Source organism: Paenibacillus sp. FSL M8-0212 (assembly GCF_038004645.1).
Classification (GTDB): domain Bacteria; phylum Bacillota; class Bacilli; order Paenibacillales; family Paenibacillaceae; genus Paenibacillus.
The window spans coordinates 1133762-1153877 of the sequence record NZ_JBBORP010000001.1; the positions used below are offsets into that span (position 1 = coordinate 1133762).

At 46.9% G+C, this 20116-nt stretch carries 14 protein-coding genes; 5 read left to right on the forward strand and 9 right to left on the reverse strand.

Going from position 1 to position 20116, the window contains the following annotated elements; genetic code table 11:
* Nucleotides 1-34: 34 nt before the first annotated feature.
* Complete coding sequence (locus MKX68_RS05205) at nt 35-796, reverse strand: YwaF family protein (RefSeq protein WP_315939780.1); 762 nt, start codon at nt 794-796, stop codon at nt 35-37.
* A gap of 457 nt (nt 797-1253) precedes the next feature.
* On the opposite strand from MKX68_RS05205, the gene MKX68_RS05210 reads away from it, so the two are divergent.
* Nucleotides 1254-2228, forward strand: coding sequence for a ring-cleaving dioxygenase (locus tag MKX68_RS05210; protein ID WP_340909701.1), 975 nt, complete (start codon nt 1254-1256; stop codon nt 2226-2228).
* A 149-nt stretch (nt 2229-2377) separates the two neighbouring features.
* Here the strand turns inward: MKX68_RS05210 and MKX68_RS05215 are convergent, their stop codons facing one another.
* The 3 genes from MKX68_RS05215 to MKX68_RS05225 all read right to left on the reverse strand — a co-directional run bounded on the left by MKX68_RS05215 (nt 2378) and on the right by MKX68_RS05225 (nt 5675).
* Nucleotides 2378-3085 carry a stalk domain-containing protein gene (locus tag MKX68_RS05215; protein ID WP_091034085.1) on the reverse strand — a complete coding sequence of 236 codons (708 nt, stop codon included), beginning with the start codon at nt 3083-3085 and terminating at the stop codon, nt 2378-2380.
* 268 nt (nt 3086-3353) lie between these two features.
* A complete protein-coding gene (locus MKX68_RS05220; protein ID WP_340909705.1) occupies nt 3354-4199 on the reverse strand; it encodes a hypothetical protein in 846 nt (281 codons plus the stop codon).
* Between the two features lie 198 nt (nt 4200-4397).
* Entirely contained in the window at nt 4398-5675 is a 1278-nt protein-coding gene (locus tag MKX68_RS05225) for a methyl-accepting chemotaxis protein (protein WP_036672371.1), read from the reverse strand.
* A gap of 334 nt (nt 5676-6009) precedes the next feature.
* Here MKX68_RS05225 and MKX68_RS05230 point away from each other — a divergent pair, with 334 nt between their 5' ends.
* Entirely contained in the window at nt 6010-7443 is a 1434-nt protein-coding gene (locus MKX68_RS05230) for an aspartate ammonia-lyase (RefSeq protein WP_338591666.1), read from the forward strand.
* Nucleotides 7444-7567: 124 nt separating this feature from the next.
* On the opposite strand, the gene rpoN is transcribed toward MKX68_RS05230, so the two are convergent.
* Both rpoN and pruA read right to left on the reverse strand, forming a co-directional pair.
* Entirely contained in the window at nt 7568-8872 is a 1305-nt protein-coding gene (rpoN, locus tag MKX68_RS05235) for an RNA polymerase factor sigma-54 (RefSeq protein WP_340909707.1), read from the reverse strand.
* 128 nt (nt 8873-9000) lie between these two features.
* Nucleotides 9001-10548 carry an L-glutamate gamma-semialdehyde dehydrogenase gene (gene pruA, locus MKX68_RS05240; protein WP_340909709.1) on the reverse strand — a complete coding sequence of 516 codons (1548 nt, stop codon included), beginning with the start codon at nt 10546-10548 and terminating at the stop codon, nt 9001-9003.
* Nucleotides 10549-10762: 214 nt separating this feature from the next.
* On the opposite strand from pruA, the gene MKX68_RS05245 reads away from it, so the two are divergent.
* Nucleotides 10763-11686 carry a proline dehydrogenase family protein gene (locus tag MKX68_RS05245; protein ID WP_340909711.1) on the forward strand — a complete coding sequence of 308 codons (924 nt, stop codon included), beginning with the start codon at nt 10763-10765 and terminating at the stop codon, nt 11684-11686.
* A gap of 235 nt (nt 11687-11921) precedes the next feature.
* On the opposite strand, the gene MKX68_RS05250 is transcribed toward MKX68_RS05245, so the two are convergent.
* Nucleotides 11922-13304 carry a collagen-like protein gene (locus MKX68_RS05250; RefSeq protein WP_340909713.1) on the reverse strand — a complete coding sequence of 461 codons (1383 nt, stop codon included), beginning with the start codon at nt 13302-13304 and terminating at the stop codon, nt 11922-11924.
* A gap of 453 nt (nt 13305-13757) precedes the next feature.
* Here MKX68_RS05250 and MKX68_RS05255 point away from each other — a divergent pair, with 453 nt between their 5' ends.
* Nucleotides 13758-15473 (forward strand): sigma-54 interaction domain-containing protein, encoded by a 1716-nt coding sequence (locus tag MKX68_RS05255; protein WP_340909715.1) that lies wholly within the window; start codon nt 13758-13760, stop codon nt 15471-15473.
* A gap of 47 nt (nt 15474-15520) precedes the next feature.
* Here MKX68_RS05255 and MKX68_RS05260 read toward each other — a convergent pair whose 3' ends face one another.
* Nucleotides 15521-17590 carry an nSTAND1 domain-containing NTPase gene (locus MKX68_RS05260; protein ID WP_340909716.1) on the reverse strand — a complete coding sequence of 690 codons (2070 nt, stop codon included), beginning with the start codon at nt 17588-17590 and terminating at the stop codon, nt 15521-15523.
* A 436-nt stretch (nt 17591-18026) separates the two neighbouring features.
* Here MKX68_RS05260 and MKX68_RS05265 point away from each other — a divergent pair, with 436 nt between their 5' ends.
* Nucleotides 18027-18317 (forward strand): hypothetical protein, encoded by a 291-nt coding sequence (locus MKX68_RS05265; protein WP_340909717.1) that lies wholly within the window; start codon nt 18027-18029, stop codon nt 18315-18317.
* Between the two features lie 59 nt (nt 18318-18376).
* On the opposite strand, the gene MKX68_RS05270 is transcribed toward MKX68_RS05265, so the two are convergent.
* Nucleotides 18377-20047, reverse strand: a complete 1671-nt coding sequence (locus MKX68_RS05270) for a PucR family transcriptional regulator (protein WP_338591649.1) — start codon at nt 20045-20047, stop codon at nt 18377-18379.
* Nucleotides 20048-20116: the final 69 nt, after the last annotated feature.

Genomic DNA, 20116 nt, shown 5'->3' on the forward strand with positions numbered 1-20116 from the left:
TAATCTGGCGCAGTTGCAACTACAAGGATTATCACTACACCGCGGAACTTTTACCTTTTTTCACACGATGCTTCAACCGGTCTGGAATGGCAAAGAGCAAAATGTACATTAGCGAGAACAAAACTAGCGCAAGTATCTCTTCCCCAAGGATGTACATGGGATACGGACCTAACATATCCAGCACCGAGGGTGTACTCGGCTTGTGTCTCAAAAACATATAATTCGCGTCAAGCATGACATCTACAACATATACAATTAATGCTGCCACATTCACAAATATCATCGAACCTGCTACAGATCTCCAGCTAGGTCGCAGCTGTTCCACCCAGGTCATGTAGAGTAAAGCCAGAATGATGCAGGCATGAGCGACGAAAAATTGAATGAATCGAAAATGTGCATAACCATAACCCAGATTAGGAGTCAGGATCGCCATAAGGGCTCCAGCAATGCCTGCAAACAGCAGTGCAGAATGTAACAGTCGACTGCGTGTCAGTAGTAACAACGCCGATAATAGCAGAGACAGACTGCATAGTTCGAGTGGCAGTGACGTCTGCAGGCTCCATATCCCTCCGTACACATACCAGAGTTGCAGCACGATTTCGCAGGCAAACATGATACAGGCCAGAACAATCCGCAGGGTGCGGCGTGCCCTCTCTGACCATGATCGAAGATGGTGTCGAAGCAAAAACAGCAGTACAATCAATGCTGTAATTACGCTAATTGAAACGATATGTGAAGTGGAGAACAGAATAAACGGCTCTGCGTCATAAGGGTCCAGCCATGGTGGATACGCCATGCATCTCTTCTCTCCTTTGTAATGATCTCACCAACATTATCTCTCTTTAATGTTAACTTTTTCATTTTGCCATTGAATGAAATTACTGTCCAGTTGGAATTCTAAATAAGCATTGTAATTTAAATATCTTTATGTTAAGATAAATTCAGAAACAAAACACACGAAAAGTTAGTAACTTTCTTAATCGAAATAATACAAATACAGCACTCAACAAATGTTCAACTAAACATTTACATGATAACGGAGAGGACAGAAAAAACCTGAAGAAGCGGAGCGTTCGCCTAAAAGCTTTCTGAAAGAAAGCTACATCGAAAGCATATGCTATCCCCGGATTTCCCCTTTCAAAAAAGGAATCAAAAAATCTGGGGATAACAGCGATCGGAAGGTTGTTCTGTCATCGAAGTGCCAGTGTAAATAATCCTTAGTTGAACGTATAACCTAACTAGGAGGAATTATTATGCAAATCAAAGGACTTCACCACGTATCAGCTCTAACAGCACATGCCGATCAGAACTATCGTTTCTACACCAACATCATGGGTCTGCGCCTCATTAAAAAAACAGTCAACCAGGACGATGTATCCGTCTACCATCTCTTCTATGGCGATGAGAAAGGTAATCCGGGTACCGAACTTACCTTCTTCGAGATTCCGATGGCCGGACAGACTCGTGAAGGGGTGAACAGCATATCTGGAACGTCACTGCGCGTTCCAAGTGATGCGGCACTTACGTACTGGCAGCAACGTTTTGACGAATTCGAAGTCCCACATGGAGAGATTGTTGAACGGGGTGGCCGTGCCACGCTCTCGTTCACAGACTTTGAAGGACAACGTCTGATTCTGGTCTCCGATGAAAACAATACAGGTGTCGCTGGTGGTAAACCATGGGATCAGAGCCCTGTGCCTGCCGAGTATGGCATTGTAGGCCTTGGCCCCATCCATCTTACGGTAAAAGATGCTTCCCTTACCGCTCCGGTTCTTACCGAACTGCTCGGTTTCAGAGCCAAAGGAAGTTACCCTGCCTTTACTCCAGGTCAGCCTGATGTACTCGTTTTTGAATCCGGTGATGGTGGCAGCGGCTCCGAGGTGCATGTTGAGGAACGGAATGACCTTGCCCAAGAACGTCCTGGACGTGGCAGCGTACACCATGTTGCGTTCCGTGTGGATAATGAAGAAGAGCTGAAACAATGGGTGGAACGGGTGCATAACTTCCAATTTCCTAACTCCGGTTTTGTAGATCGCTTCTACTTCCGCTCCCTGTATTTCCGTGAAGCAAACGGTATTCTGTTCGAACTTGCAACCGATGGTCCGGGATTTGATACCGACGAAGAATTGGAGCATCTGGGAGAATCGCTTGCTTTGCCTCCATTCCTTGAAGGTCGCCGCGCTGAGATTGAAGCTAATCTCAAACCGCTGGATACCGTCATTCGTTAATATTCGTAACAAAAAGAAAATAAAAACGATGTTCACCAGGCAGCTCTGAATACCGGATACTGTTCAGGAATCGCCTAGTGAATCATCGTTTTTTTATGTTTATGCTTGCCTTGCCCCTTCTGTAAGGTCGCAAACTTGCAGATTGTGTTTTACTTCGTCAGATACGATGTTGTGAGCGGTACAAACAGAGCCGAACCCGGATCTTCAGATACAATCTCTACATAGACAGCGTCTGTACCTTTAACATCCACATCCAGACTCATCATACCGCTTTCTGGAGTGATATTGAACTTTTTGAGTGTAGCGAGATCCTGATCATAGATATGAATCTCCTGATTTCCTTTCAGCGCGGCAAGTTCCAAGTGCAAAGAAGAATACTTTTTACCCGTATTAATCTGGATATCATCCCCCTGTTTCGTAGGATCATTATGCAGATAAACATCCTTGTAATCCTTGCCTTTATATGTGGTATCCTTAGGATCTTTGGTGTGCCAAGCGGTAGATCCCAGTACGGATGTTCCAAGTGCACTCAGTGTTACTTTTCCGTTGGTTACGGGCGCAGATCCATTCGTTCCGCCAATCAGGACGGATGAAGTTGCACTGTCATAAGTGATCTCTGTCCCAAGCAAGGATCCCACAGCACGCACAGGCAAATAAGTTGTTCCGTTGTAAGTGATAGGCAACACCGTTTTACCATTGGCATCTTTGGCTGTCACCGTGGCACCATCCATTTTTAGCGTAATCTTGCTGTTTAGATAGGCTTTAATCTGCTCCAACCCTGTTGCTGCAAGCGCACCAGTACCGATACCAAGCGTTAATGTGCCTACCATCAGACCCAGTACAACCTTCTTCTTCATCAAAATCCCTCCTGAACGTTAAAATGATTTGTCCTTTATACATTTAAACGACTAAAGTGATAATGTCAATTGTTTACTGCATTTTTAGTACAAAGTTCCTATCTGTAGGCAGCACAAAACGAGGCTGTATGTCCCGATTTTTTTCAGCCTCGTCCTGTTTCCCACTGTCCGCAAAGATAGAAAGGAAGATATTCTTGTCAGATGTTCACTTAACTCCATACATGAGAACTTTCAATTCCCGCTTTACTACGATATCAACAGGATGATATTAATCAAACGATTCATAATATTCTTCTTCATACACTTCCATGCTGTACTTCAAATCTACGGCCTTCCACTCGCCATCTTGATACTCATAAGTGAATGTCAGATCACCCGCATATAAAGCCGCACCGTAAGATCCTGCTGCTGATACGACAAGCTGGCCATCTTCTACACTGTAATAGGTTACTCCACCGAATCCCAACTCTTCGTTATATACGCCGCCACTCGTATCTTCCTCGATCCGTAAAGGTTCTGCTTGAACGCCATCAACGACGACATCAACATCCACACGGTCTGATCTAACCGTAACTTTTGATTTCACATGCTGTTTCGCAATCTCATCCAAAGATTGCATCTTCATCTCTTCCAGCGTTACCGGATTAATGATACGTGCTTGTCCCAAATAAATCCCTGTTCCATGACCTTTCGTGTACAAAACGATAATTTCTTTCTGGCCGTCTCCATTCAGATCCAGCTCGTGCACTTCGGGTTTGTAAGACCCGCCTTCTCCCTGCCAATCACTAAATTCTCTTGTCTTGCCGTCCACTTCCAAAATCATTCCGTTGTATATATATCCTGAACCCTCAACTTTCATAGGGTATAATCTGACGTTCTCATTCTCTGGAGCTACCGAAACGTATTCATCTTTCACAGGAATGGATTCCTGTGTTGTCTTCGCTGTGTCATGCAGTTTATCTATATTGGAAGCCTCGACCTCTGCGGTCTGGCTGGATTGATCATCTATATTAAGCTGTTTTTGCGATTCATTCATGGTTCTGGCAGCCGAAGTTGTACTAATCGTAGCTACCGCCAAAATAATCATCAGCAGGATACCTGTCCAAGTTTTCAATATACTGGGCTCCTTTATCTGTTGTGATAATCCTATTATATCTTCATTTATCGCCTGCAAGTTGCGAATTTGTTAATCTTTCATAAAATAATCTTTACAAATTTTCATTTTCACGAAAGAACGTTCGGCTTTAACCAGAATAAGCAAATTCTCATGCCAAAACTGTTCTCCAAAAACAAAAAAAATCCCGAACACAGCTTAAGGCTGCATCCGGAATGCTTTGGTTTTGTCCAATAACCGATCGGTTAATTGTCTCAGTTCTTCAGCCGAGGATGAAATCTCCTCCATGATGGCTGTCTCTTCGTGTGCGGCATCCATAATTCGTCTCGCCTCATCCGAGAACGATCCTGCTTTCCCCTGGATCTTCTTCACATGACCGTGCGTTTGCTCCACGCGACCGGTCTGTTCTGCAATCTTGGAGCCGATATCATGCGCACCCTTCATAAATACTTCCACTGTTCCTGTCAGTTCATGCAACGTCTGATCCACAGAGACGGTCCGCTCCGATTCATTAACCACGAGACCATGCTGCTCATGAGACAGTTGTGCCGTCTCCCTGATCCGCTCTTGAACACGACTAATCAGCTCATTAATACGATGCACCGATTCCTTACTCTCGTCTGCCAGCTTACGAATCTGCTGCGCCACAACCGCAAAGCCAGAACCTTCTTCGCCAGCTCGCGCAGCCTCAATGGAAGCATTCAGGGCAAGTAGCCCTGTTTCCTCAGCAATATTTTTGACAGATTGTGTAATTACCTCGATATCGGAGGCTTCCTTCTCCAACAACAGCATAATGTCGCGAGAACGATTGTGCGACTCGGCCAGTTCGTCCATCCCTTTCATCAACGATGAGAAAGTCTGTTTTGTATGATCCACCGATCGTTCCATCTGACCGGACATCTCTGTCATGTCCATGGACTGGCTATGCATACGCTGGAAATCGTTCAGCATCTCATCCGCAGTGATCAGAGATTGATGGGAAGTGACCTTCTGCTCTTCTACGCCTACCGCAATATGATCCACCGCATCCGACATCATCTCGATCTGTTCGGCGGCCTGGGTAATCGCTTCACTCAGAGACTGTGCGTTCTGTGAGGTCGTTCTTGTACTGTCTGCAATATCATTTACAATGCTTCGAAGGTTAGAAACCATTGCGCGAAAAGCATCATATAATACTGTAAGTTCATCCTGCGTGCGTCGCTGCGGAATTTCGGTTGTCAGATCACCCGCTGAAACCTGCTGTGCAGCCCGGGACAGGTGAACGATTGGACGAGTCAGCCAGCGTGAGGCAAACCATCCCAGAATCCCGTTCCAGCATACTCCCATGATCAGGATAATCGATATGTATACCCAATTCGGAATATCTAACGTAACCCAGTCTTTGACAAAAAATATAAAAAAGCCGCTAGTTCCGTAGGTAATAATCGAAATCAGTACCAGACCTGCGACAGTCTTTGCTCCTAAAGTCCATTTCATGTGCACACCCCGTAGTCCTTTTTTCCTATTTTACCAATCAAGTACCAAATTTCATGTGATATACATCACTGAAAACGTTCTATTTCCCCCATAGTTGCCGTTCATGCATGACTTCTCTACCATAAAGCGCATAATGTATAAGACAAGCTTGGCTACCCCTCCCCTTCTTAAAAATTGAATAATATTCCATTTAATATCCCTAATTTTATTTATTATCGGCACAAGAGGCCAAATGATTTAGATTGGCATCCATTTTGCTTAAATGATATACTGAGTGCGCTTCAGCAACGCTGGAGCCGAACTATTTTTATTGATGCCACTGGAGGCGAACGAGATGTCTACTATGTCCACACGGACGGAGAAAGATTTTATCGGTGAAAAAGAAATCCCGGCTTATGCTTATTACGGAATTCAGACGGTACGGGCCGTGGAAAACTTCCCGATTACCGGCGTTCCGGTACACCGGGAGCTGATCACGGCTCTGGCTGCGGTGAAGAAGGCAGCAGCGATTACCAACATGGAGTTGAAGATGCTGCCGAGCAAGATTGGCGATGTGATCGTCATGGCGGCTGAAGAAATGATGAAAGGCCATCATCTGGATCATTTTATTGTAGACTCCATTCAGGGCGGTGCAGGCACCTCCATGAATATGAATATGAACGAAATTTTGGCCAACCGCGGGCTGGAACTGTTAACCAAAAGCAAGGGAGACTACTTCCATTGCAATCCCAATAATCATGTAAACATGTCCCAGTCTACCAATGACGTGGTACCTACAGCACTGCGTATTGCGGCGTACCAACTGTCGGAGACGTTACTCGCTACCATGAAAAGACTGCAGGAGGCGTTCCATAAAAAAGAAGTGGAATTCAACGATGTGGTTAAGGTTGGCCGTACCCATCTTCAGGATGCCGTGCCTATTCGCCTTGGACAAGAATTCGGTGCTTATGCCCGCGTCATCGGACGGGATATCGAGCGTCTTGAATTCGCCAATCGCCGCCTGCTTACCATTAACATGGGTGCAACTGCGGTAGGTACTGGACTTAATGCCAAACCCGAATATATCGTTAAGGTTACAGAGCACCTGTCTGATGTTACCGGATTGCCCCTGCAAACTGCTGAGGATCTCGTGGATGCAACGCAGAACACGGATGCCTATCTGGAACTTTCAGCGGCGCTGAAGGTATGTGCAGTCAGCCTGTCCAAAATCTGTAATGATATTCGCATGATGGCTTCAGGTCCACGTGCAGGATTCAATGAACTGCGCCTGCCACCACGTCAGCCAGGTTCGTCCATTATGCCGGGCAAAGTCAACCCGGTTATGGCGGAAGTCATTAACCAGGTATCCTTCCAGGTGATGGGGAACGACCATACGATCTGTATGGCGTGTGAAGCCGGTCAATTCGAGCTGAATGTCATGGGCCCAGTTATTGCGTTCAACTTGCTGCAATCGCTGAAAATTATGAATAACGGCATCGATGTGTTCACACGTTATGCAGTGGAAGAGATGGAAGCTAACCGTGAACGCTGCGAATTAATCATGAAGCAAAGTTTCAGTGTGGTTACAGCGTTGAACCCGCACTTAGGTTATAATGTGGCAGCTTCCATCGTGAAGGAAGCGCTCAAGACTGGACTTTCCTTGCAGGAGATTATCCTGGAACGCGGACTGCTGACACCGGAAGAACTGGAAGAGATTCTTCATCCGGAACAGATGACTACACCAGGGATTGCCGGAGAACACTTCTTGCGTAATATGGAACGTTTGTAGGTAATCAGGAAAACTGATGCAGCAACCCAAACACGAACGAATAATTAACAAGAACCCTCGCAGACCATTCATCCGGTTTGCGGGGGTTCTTGTATTCAGAGATGATAAGACGCCAGCTATTCAATTAAATCCACCGTTTACGCTCAAGGGAAGGCAGAATCTGAAGTTCCTCCCTGTACTTGGCAACCGTTCTGCGGGAGATGACAACCCCCTCCTCGGCGAGCAGTGTGGCCAAATGACTATCCGAGTATGGACGCTGAGCCTGTTCCATGCGAATGATTTCTTTTAATCTGCGTTTTACCGCTGATGCCGATGTTTTATCCCCTGACGTTGTACTGATTCCCGAGGCAAAAAAAGCCCTGAGTTCATATACACCATGTGGGGTCTCAATGTATTTACCGTTCACCGCACGACTTACCGTTGATTCATGCATGCCAATCTTCTCTGCAATAACACCCAGATTAAGCGGTTTTAGCGCGGATGGGCCTTTGACCAAAAAGTGCTTCTGCTCTTCCATCACGGCCGCCAGCACACGCACTAAAGTCCTGCGCCGCAAGTGTACACTCCGAATGATAGCCCTCGCCTCTGCCACGCGCGTAGACCAGATTGCGTCCGGAGCCTCTTCCCTGATCCAGCGGAAGCACGATTCATTCATCGATACACGAGGGTTACCTGCTGCATGCAGGTTAAAATAGGCTTCACCGTTACGCAACCCAACAATGGCATCCGGAATAATGTAATGTGGTCGTTCTGTACATCCGATGGATCGACAGGGCTTGGGGTCGAGACGTGTAATATAGTCGTAGGCAACCTGAGCTTCTTGCGAAGTCATGCCTAATCGACGTCCTGTTCTACCTGGGTGAAAAGGAACCAGTGCTTCCAATCCGGCTTCCACCATACGTTCAGCGTACTGAACAGCCAATGGATCACGTCTGATCTGGAGCAACAGACATTCTTGCAGATTCCGCGCCCCTACACCAGCAGGGTCCAGCGATTGGAGAAGCTCCAGTCCTGCAGCAATCTTGCTCATCGGAAGCTGAAGAACTGCTTGCACTTCTGCCAGTTCAACCGTCAGATAACCATCATCATTTACACATCCTGCCAAATATACCGCCATATTTTCCAATTCGTCTGGAAGTGTCATCACTCGAATTTGCGTAATCAGCAATTGTTCCAGAGTAGGTTCAGCACCTTTGGCCTGAAGCAGCGGATCGTAGGAATCATACCTGCGCTGATCCATTCGCCGCGGAATCCGGGCGAGGGGCGCAGCTTGTTCTTCCAGTTCAAGTACTGGATTTTCCTCCGCTGCGTCCAGCAAGTAACGAGTCAGATCCTGGCCAGACATGGTTAGCAAATGAAAGGATTGTTTCATCTCCGGCGTGATGGACAGCCGAATACGTTGTTCCTGTACCAACTGAACACCTAACATCCGTTACCCTCCTTATGCCTTCGGTAATAAACATCTGTGTTTCTTATACGAACAAAAGGATTTGCAGGGATAATAGCATACTATTCAAGCAAATGTAAGAAGTTTTTAATCAGATCATGGGTTTCTGTCTAGTATTTCTCCGATACCAGCTTCGCCTGGGTAAACAACAACAGATAGTCTCTTCCACCTGCCTTGGAATCTGTGCCTGACATGTTAAATCCGCCAAATGGATGCGTGCCTACCAGTGCTCCGGTACATTTCCGGTTGAAATACAGATTACCCGCAAAGTACTCGCGTCTTGCCTGTTCCAGATGTTCACGATTACGTGAGATCACCGCGCCGGTCAGACCATAGTCTGTATTATTCGCGATATCCAATGCATCCTGAAAGGATTCTGCTTTGATGAACACAAGCACAGGTCCAAAAATCTCATCCTGAGCAATTCGGGCTTTCGGGTCCACATCGGCAATTATGGTTGGTTCAATGAAATAACCTTCAACGTTCCCAGTACCGCCACCGTGCACAAGACGCCCCTCACCCTTGCCAATTTCAATATATTCCGTGATCTTTGCATATGCCTTGTCATCGATAACCGGCCCAACCTGACTGCCAACTTCGAGTGGACTGCCCATCGTCAGTTTCTGTGTCCGTTCAATCACTTTTTGCAATACTTCATCATATACATCCTTATGAATAATGGCACGAGAACACGCCGAACATTTCTGTCCTGAGAAACCAAATGCCGAAGCGGTAATGGACTCTGCCGCGAGTTCCAGATCACTGTCACTGTCTACAACGATGGAATCCTTGCCGCCCATCTCTGCAATGACCCGTTTAATCCACTTCTGACCTGGTGCTGTACGTGCTGCACGTTCATTAATTCTCAGTCCTACGTCTCTGGAACCGGTGAAACTGATAAACCGGGTGAGCGCATGATCCACGAGGTAATCGCCCACTTCACTGCCTGGTCCTGGTAAAAAGTTCACGACGCCATCCGGCAGGCCAACTTCTGCGAGCAGCTCCATAAACTTCGCGGCAATCACCTGAGTTGTGCTGGCAGGCTTTAATACCACCGTGTTGCCGGAGACCAGTGCAGCAGAGGTCATGCCTGCCATAATCGCCAGTGGGAAGTTCCAAGGTGGAATGACAACACCCACGCCCAGCGGTATATAACTCAGTTCATTATCTTCCCCTGCAATCCGCACGAGGGGCTGCGGTTCACTCAGTCGCTGCATATCCCGTGCATAAAATTCCATAAAATCAATGGCTTCCGCTGTATCCGCATCGGCTTCAGGCCAGGTCTTGCCGGCTTCATAGACCATCCATGCGGAGAACTCATGCTTGCGACGACGCATAATGGCAGCTGCTTTGTATAGATAACGAGCCCGCTCATTCGGGTCGGTATGTTTCCATGTGTGGAATGTCTCCGCAGCTATCTGAATAGCCTTTTCGGCCAATTCCTGATCTGCCTGATGGATCGTTCCGACAACTTGATTCTTGGCTGCGGGATTCACGGAAGTTAACGTGCGGCTGCTTGTTATTTTTTGCCCACCAATAATAATCGGGTATTCCTGCCCAAGTTCAGCTTCTACCTGACGAAGTGCGTCTTCAAATGCTTCCTGGTTCGCCTGGACCGCAAAGGGTGTGAATGGTTCGTTAACAAAAGGGATATTCATCAATGATTCCTCCTTCAGGATGTGGGATTCGCTGGCTGCTCGCCTGAATTATTTTGCATGTTACTCATCACCAAATATATGTAGCAAAATCCGTGCCAACTCTGGTTGGAACTGAAATATTTTTCGCTGAAAAATAAAAAACATTGAATCTTGCTGGTTCTGGCACGTTTCTTGCTTGAATTAAGGATGCACAATGCTGAAGGAGGAACCGAAGATGAGTGTGGGAACGGAAATATATCGCAAAACCTTATTAACCGTGGCAGGCAACAAAGCTGTAGAGAACCTGTCCATCAGATATGGTAAGAAGCTGGCAGGAAAGTTTATTGCAGGAAACACCTTGGAAGAAGCTCTCGAAGAGATCCGCATACTCAATAACAAAGGCATTATGGCTACGCTCGATCATCTGGGGGAAGGCATCACCCGTCTGAGCGAAGCGGCATTATACAGGGATGAGTATGTACGACTGGTAGAAGGCATTGCACGTGAACGAGCAGACTCCAACGTCTCGCTGAAACCAACCCAGATGGGCCTTGCACTAGACCCGGAAGAGGGCTATCGAAATATCCGTACCGTTGCCGCACAAGCCAAATTGCATGATCTATTTGTCCGAATTGATATGGAGGATAGTCCATTTACTCAAGCAACGCTGGATATAGTTCGAAGACTGCACTCGGAAGGACTGCATAATACAGGCACAGTATTGCAAGCCTACCTTCATCGCACCGAAGAAGATACACGCGATATGATTCGGGAAGGCATTAGGCTTCGTCTGGTTAAAGGTGCTTACAAAGAACCCGCATCAGTCGCCTATCAGAATGCTTCTGAAGTCATTCATCAATTCAAAACGATGATTCGTAATCACCTCGATCAGGGTGTATACACTGCGGTTGCCTCGCATGATGATCACATCATTAACTGGACGAAACAATACGCCAAGGATCGGGGAATCTCTCCGGATGCCTTTGAATTTCAGATGTTATATGGTCTGCGCATGAGCGAACAGGAACGTCTCGCCAAAGAAGGCTATCGCATTCGCTGTTACGTACCTTATGGCACCATGTGGTATCCGTACTATACCCGCCGTTTGGCCGAAAAACCGGCTAATCTCTGGATGGTCGTTAAGAATATGTTCAGATAATTATTTTCCAGCTGGATCAATATATATGAAAAAAGACAAAAGAAAACCATGCTGCCTCTTTCTTTCTGGGCACATGGTTTTTTTCTGTATGGGTGACACTTACCAGAAGAATATCCAACCTTCCTTTTCTCCGGTTCTTCTCTTAATGTCTAAAAAATTAGCATCCCCAATTTTAAATGTCCATTTATCTGGACACACCCATTTATTAATTAAAATTACAAGCTCGAAAAGCCTTTTAACTACTTAATTGTTGAATAAGAATCGAGGCATTGGCATTGATCTGTGTTCCGCCTGCCAGAGTTTGCAGATCAACAGCTGATGCACTGGAATGATTCCGTAATGTCAGCACATCACCGGGAGCAGCGGTAATAATGACCATGCCTGGATTCGGTTGAGTCCCAGCTCCTGAGCCATAGACACTGCCACCTACAGGGGCTCCGTTTTGATAAAGTGTGAATTGGTTTGCCTGCACACCTGCAACGTTGAAAAACACCGCATAGTCCCCGGCATTACCAATAATAATCGCAGCTGTATTGGGCGTATGAGTAATATTAGTGAGATTTTGGTTACTATCAAAGGTTATGTCCGCTTCGGTAGCTACAGTCTGAGCTGAAGTATTAAAAATATAAGCATATGAGGATAAACCTTGTCCCGTAGCTCCAGTTGCACCAGTGACTCCTGTGACTCCTGTGACTCCTGTGGCTCCTGTGGCTCCTGTGGCTCCCGTGACTCCTGTGGTCCCTGTAACACCCGTAGCTCCTGTAATTCCAGTAGCTCCCGTCACACCCGTAACTCCCGTAACTCCTGTAATACCTGTTGCTCCGGTAACTCCTGTGGTTCCTGTCACACCCGTAGTTCCCGTAACGCCTGTTGCTCCTGTGACTCCGGTAACGCCCGTGGCTCCTGTCACTCCAGTAGCCCCGGTGCCCCCCGTTGCTCCCGTAACGCCCGTGGCTCCTGTCACTCCAGTGGCCCCGGTGCTTCCCGTTGCTCCCGTAACGCCCGTAGCTCCTGTCACTCCAGTGGCCCCGGTGCTTCCCGTTACTCCTGTAACGCCCGTCGCTCCTGTCACTCCAGTGGCCCCGGTGCTTCCCGTTACTCCCGTAACGCCCGTGGCTCCTGTAACTCCAGTAGCCCCGGTGCTTCCCGTTGCTCCCGTAATACCCGTCGCTCCTGTCACTCCAGTGGCCCCGGTGCTTCCCGTTACTCCCGTAATGCCCGTCGCTCCTGTGGCTCCAGTTACACCCGTTGTGCTCAGCGTTTCTCCCAGTAACTCTTGGGATACCAATCGGTGAGCCGCGACTAATCCACCTTGGGCACTTTTGCCCCATACGGATATTTGTGCTTCTGGAGCAGCCGTGTCTGCTGTTGAAAATACAAACTCGAATGCATCAAAATTGCCATAATAATTTTTGGTAATGACCTGATTAGGCAACACATTGAGCAGTTCTTCTACATATAACGTCCTGACCCCATTAAGGTAATAGCCCATAAGAAGCACTGTGAACATATCTGTCGCATTCCGGTTATCGATTTTGACCGTAACGGATTGAGTCGGTCTGATCCCTGTTATCCCTGAAATATTATTCTCAATGGGCCCAGTTGATAGAATGGTCATTTCATCACCCTCCTTTATTCTTCTTCATGCGGATTGAGCCTTCATATAGCATTATTCAGAAGTTTCTTAATGGTGTGGACAATTCATGTTTTATATGAATAATCACTTCAACTGCCCGTGTAGCATATTGAGAAATAACCGTTTAATCTGTTTTTTTAAATGTCAATTTTAATAACTTAACCCTCACCTCAACCACTAAATGGTCTATACAAATTAGCATTAATTCCTTTAAATAATAGTAAAAGGGAATAAAATAAATGAAAATTCAACATTGATCTCTTCTATACCGACAACATGTATGCTTCATGTCAAAAAATATATACACACCTCATTTGGAAAGTTATAATATGGGTAACCATCATTCTCCAGTCATTTCATATGTAGATTACTTTGTAAGTAACTCGTGTAAAAGAAGTCGTTTCCAAAAGTTATGTTCTAACTGAGGTGATATCGATGAAACATTTACTTCCAGAATTAATGTCTTTATTGCGTACGGATATGGATGTTCTGGATACAGACCTCCCCACACTTACCATTCCGTCATCAACATCGTTGGTAGATGCCATCTCCTTATTCGACACATCTTCTTATCTATTCATTCAGGATGATGGACCCCTTTTGGGATATATCGCCGTATCCGATGTTTTGCATGCCATGATGCATGCCCATCGCTTAATAGAAGCTTATTTTGAGACCACACTGGAGACAGCGGGTTCAGCTCTGACATTAATTAATGAAGACGCCAAGGTGGCCTACTGGACAACTGGCGCGGAGCATGTTTTTTCGATCAGCAAAAAAGACATCATCGGACAACCCGCAGCGGACTTTTTTCCTCCAGATCGGCTACAATCTCTCAAGACGTTGTATACCGGTGAAACGGTCTACCGCAAACAGCATCAGCCAAGGCCCGACCTGTTCGCCCTGATTAACGCTCGTCCTGTCCAACTGGATGGACATATTGTGGGTGCAGTTGCTGCTGAAGTGGATATAACAACCGAAATCCGATTACATCAGGAACTATTACATATGACTTCCAAAGTCCAGCATCTGGAGAAAGCCGTTGCTCGGCTACGTCCCGAATTAGATCCATTCGCCAGAATCAAGGGCAGCAGCTTAGTCATCAAGCAGTGCTTAGAGACCATTCGCAAGATCAGTACCACCTCAGCAACCGTACTTATCCTCGGAGAGAGCGGCACAGGCAAGGAGTTATTCGCCAAAGCCATTCATGATCTTCGTGAATTGCAGACTGCACCGTTTATCGCTATTAACTGTGGGGCAATTCCTGCTTCATTGTTTGAAAGTGAATTATTCGGCTATGAGAAAGGCGCGTTCTCCGGCGCGGATCCCAAAGGCAAAAAGGGTAAGATTGAGCTTGCCGAAGGGGGGACTCTTTTTCTGGATGAGATCGGTGAGATGCCATTGGAATTGCAAGTGAAACTGCTTCGGGTGTTGCAGGAGAGGAGTTACTTTCCTGTGGGGGGAACGCGCATGAAACAGGCCAACTGCCGGATTATCGCTGCGACCAATCAGAATCTATTAAGTATGATTGCCCGCAATCAATTCCGGGAAGATCTCTACTATCGGCTGAATGTCATTAACCTTGTCATCCCTCCTTTGCGCATGCGCAAGGAAGATATATATGAATTAACCCAGACGTTCCTTCAAGAATTCTCATTGCTCTATAACCGTCATATTGAGTTGGTTCCACCTGAAGTGTTCAAGTTACTGTTCCAATATGATTGGCCAGGCAATGTACGTGAACTACGAAATGTGATAGAACGCCTGACCATTCTGACGACAGATGGTGAGGTGAAGCAGGAATACCTGCCTGATACCCTTACCTCCCTCATCATGCAAGAACAGTCCGAAGTTCAACTGATATCTGGCATTCATTCACATGCCTACAGCAAAAATCAACAACGTCAGGATTTGGCGGGAGCAGAACCAGAACAAGAACCTCGAACGGCTGCAAATGCTGACGAATTAGATCATTCAGATGATTCCGAACTTGTCTCCAACGTTACCTACCAGCAAAAATTGGATACTTATGAGGCGAAACTTCTAATTCAATATCTGAAAGCAGCAGGTGGCAACAAACGAACACTCGCCAAACAACTCGGCATCTCCAGGGCAACGCTCTACAATCGCATGAAGAGGCTCGGTCTATGACCAGCCTCTTCTTGTCGTTATGATCGGTATGATGAACGAATAGAACCCTACAAAATCCGCGTCAAGCGAGTCAGTGCTGTTCTGAGATGGCGATAGAATGTCGCCCGACTCATGGAACACGTCTGGGCTGCGGCAGTTGGATTGCCAGCATGCGTCCAGTAGGCCGCGTATAACAGCATCTGATCCTGCGGAGATAGGCCATGTACTCTGCCTTCCAACAGATCCATGACATACAGCTGTAACTGGATTCCATCCTTTACTCCTCTAACCCTGCCAGCATATTCATGCAATTCTCCCGGGGAACGAAGATCCCCCAACATCTTGCGAACATCCTGTTCAGTCCAGATTACACCATCCACTTCCGTTGTTTCCGGCTGTATACGATCTTCTGTTGATTCCGGATCAAGCAGAGACATGACCCACTCTCCGAATTGCCCACTACGCAAATCCAAATCAAGTACGTCCGCCCGGTCCTCGAATCTGTCACAGACACGGGTGCGGGTTCTTCGCATCTGGAATCCAATGCTCTGCAAAAACAGTTTCAAATGAGGATTCGTTGCAACAAGTATCGCTCGCGCACCATCACCCAGTAGAGATAGTCGATCCAGTGCCATGTATCCCACCAGTTCTTCTCGTGTATAACCAGGCACATCATCTCTTGCCGCAGCCAGCAAAGCAAAGTGCGTATCACTCTGATCCGGGTCATTCTCAAGTTCCTGTGGTGTGAAACATTCATACATCTCATTTGGAAAATATTTTAGTAACAACTCACTACTCTCCCTATGTACAAGGACGGTAATGAACATGGCAATTGTCTCCCCAAGCTTGTCACGCATTAATACGATTCCTTCGGGATAACGATGTGCCAGTTCATCCAGGAAGGGACCATAGGATGCGGCTTGCCATGGTTCCACGCTGTACTCGCACCATTGCTGTAACAGGCTGTGCAGAACGGGCAGATCCTCGCTTCTCATCGTTTCGAGAGGTGAGAACAAGGAATCACGGGACACATCTGCGTACTTGCGGTATTGAAGCATGGATTCCTGACAGAGCAACAGCATCTTCCGGGCGATCTGGCGACGCTCATGTGGACCCGCCTGCTCATGCAGTGGTTTCAGCAGCTTCACAATCTTGATACGCATGGTCTGCAACCGATGAGGCTCACGCTGGCGAAAATCTCGTAGTAGATGTACTCTGGCCATATCATGCAGGGCAAGACCATCCGGGCCGGAACGGATAAACGACATCTGTCTCAGCATGTGGTACTCTTCTTTTGTCACGGTCATATCCAGTACTGATGATAATAATTCCTGATTGGCTGTCTCAAGCAGTGTTAGTACCTCCACTACGGGATGCAGACGGGGTGTCGTAAGTTCCAATAATAATCGAGCACTGATCATATGTGACAGTTCAGCCCATTCGGACTGCGGAAGATTCCTCCTCTGATCTGCAGCTTCTACAGCAAGGGCCAGCCCCAGCGGATGTCCATCGGTCATTCTCGTAATGGTACCTGCCATCCCTTGATTCAGAAAGCCTGCCACCGTGATGTATTCCGTAATCTCATCAACTGTAAAATGTTGAAGCCGCATCTGTATAAATCTCTGATGTAATCGGGGATGTGTCCGCCAGGTGGATGCCAGTTCCGGGCGTGATGCAAGAATGACAAGTATCCCTCTTAACGGAAGTTTGGATACAAAGACTTCCATGAACCAGCTTTCTAACAGAGCGAGCTCTTCATAATTATCCACGGCCAGGACCAATCTCTTCTCAATCGATGAGTCTCTCAGCAGACTCAATGGCCGCGGGTATCCTTCACTATCCATTGTTTCCAATCCTAATGTAGAGGACAGATAATCCATAAAGACGGAAGGAGTCGCCCCACATGATCGACCATCCATCCAGATTGCCGTCGCACCTCGATCCCGAGAGACAGATAACATCTCTGAAAGCAAGGAAGATTTACCAATGCCTCCCATGCCCGTAATTGAAAATATGGTTAATGGGGCTTCCGGATGATTGAACCACCGCTCCAGTGTCTTCAGTTCCTTGGCTCGACCAATGAAACGTTTGCCATCCTCAACATATTTGTCGTATTGAGCCTCACTACTGTTTCCCATATATGTCCTCCGTACTAGATACTGGTACTTTTAATATATTTTTTGAATCAATTTCATAACTCAGTAAACTATCAATTTTGTAACTAGATATAGACAAATTGAATCGTTTTGATCTATATCCACCTTTGATTGAAGCAGCTGAAGGTATTATGAAATTGATTCTATTTTCTCACAAAATTGAGACTATATTGAGACGCGCAATTGGGTGTGAAGTGATAGAATCTTGTTAAAAGCCAATTTATAGTAAATATTCAAAACAGCGGACATGGAAACGTTTAACACGGTATATAGACGCCTCCACGCTTTTTCTTAACTTAATGAATCATTCCGCCGATCAAGCACAGCCAACATGCATATGAGCATTTACTGATCTCGAATTCATGCTTCCCTTTCATACCCTACTACCAGCCCGATATTCCAGGAAAGGCGGATTTGTGTGAGAATAAACCTCGATATCTGTAATCTGAGCGGACAACTTGGAATCAATCCCAAACGACTTAATGAATGGCTGCACCAAAGTGGCATTTCAATGGAGAACAATGAAGCAGAACAGGAAGGACGTCCCGACCGGTCGTCACCCCCGTATCGGCTGGCTGCTCCTTCTTCATTATCACTGGCACCTTCCTCCGGTCAAACGAAGCTGTATCGGGGCCGACGCTCCACTTCCACCCTGCAACGCCTGCCTGCTTCATTACAACATACCCGGCGGATTAGTAAAAACTGCTAGACTGTGCACAAGGTAGTGTAAGATCGATGCACAGTCTGTGTTGCATCCCTTTCACCTCATCAAGAGGATTGCCACTGTCCATTCTCGATCATCGTGTGCGCGAGCAGCGCCATCTCCAGACAGATTCTTCTCCCTTGATCCATGTAACCTGGACCCATCAGTTCTTCCAGCTTCTCCAGTCTGTTGTACAACGTTTGCCGATGAATAAATAACTGGGCGGCCGCATCGCGCTTGGAACCAAAGTTCTGCAGGTAAGCATCCAACGTCTCCACCAATCGCAGGTGATGCGTTTGGTCATGTTCAATCAACATACCCAGGTGATCCTGGACAAAGGGTTGCAGAAAGGATTGGGGTAACGCCTTTAACATTTGATATATACCCATACGTTCGTAAAAGTGAACATGTTCCATCGGATCTACCGATCTCGAAACTTCGATCACCTGATAGGCCTCCTGAAGGCTCTCCGGCAGGCTGGTCAAACGGCTGCGTAACTTGCCAAATCCCACATGGATCATAACCTGCTTCAAGTTACGACTGGCAAACCGTTTCACGTCCTGGGCAATCCCTTCCAGCAATCGCAGCAGTTGATGACGTGCAGCAGCCGATACCGCTTCCTTCGCACAGCACAGATATACCTGATTGTTCTTCAGCATAATCAGGCTAGGCAGATTGTTCTTCTTGAGCAGGGAACGCAGCAGGACAAGAACATCCTGATGATTCGCTTCCATTCGCTCCCGGCCTGTACCCTTCAACCGATGCTCAATCTCTATAACCCCTCCAGCAAACCAATACTGTCCCTTCACCAGTAAACGAAGCCCCATTCGGGTCTGAGCCTGTTCCTCCTGATGGATGTTGCCATTCATCAGATCCTGGATCAGTTCATTCTGATTGCGGACCATCTTCTCTTCAAGAAACTGGGAACGAAGCGTAAGCGCTGCCGCCGCCTTCGCCGTATAATCGAGCAACAGCTTGAGATATTCCACTGGAGCTGCGGGATGCACAATCATGCCTACAGCCGAAAATACCTGGCCAAAACAGACGACCGGATGACACAACAGAGCCTTCTCTTCGTCCATGTGGAACCATAATTCGGTATCTGAATCATTCAAATCCAGATGTTCTACCTCTTGCTCATACCAGGTATAGATGGCCTGTTCCATCTCCGGAACAAGTTCGGGCACAAAACTGCCCGGCTCCATAGACGAAATGTACACCACCGGTTTGGCAGCGTACTCATGCAGCAGGTTCAGCACAGCAGACATATCCGTACTCTGTAATGTTCGTTGCTGAAGCTGACGGGAGTATGCTTCGAGACTTTTCAGCAGTTGATGCTGATGATTAATGAGCAGAGAGTGAATATCCTGTGTGATCTCGACAAAGCGGACCGGTTGTTCAAACACGATCAGCGGAAACTGGTGTCTGTCCGCCAGTTCAATCAGTTCTTCCGGGATTCCGTATATGCTGGTACCAAACTCCACACATAGCCCCGCTGCCTCACTGCCAATGAGCTGAAGCAGATACTCTTCGCGCCCTTCTTCCGATTGAAGCCACAGTCCAGTGGATAAAATAAGATCATGAGGGCTTACGAATGGAGATACATTGGTAATCTCCAATACATGAACCCAGCCAACTTGACGGTTCACTCCATCCTTCCCTGCTGCTAGTCGTGCTCGGCCAAATACCGGACGTGCAAGGATATCTTTGATCGTAAACACACGGTCATTTCGCAATGGCGATCCCTCTTCGTGTTATTTTTTCTTACATTATAATCCATGGACAAATGTCCTGAACAGTCTTTT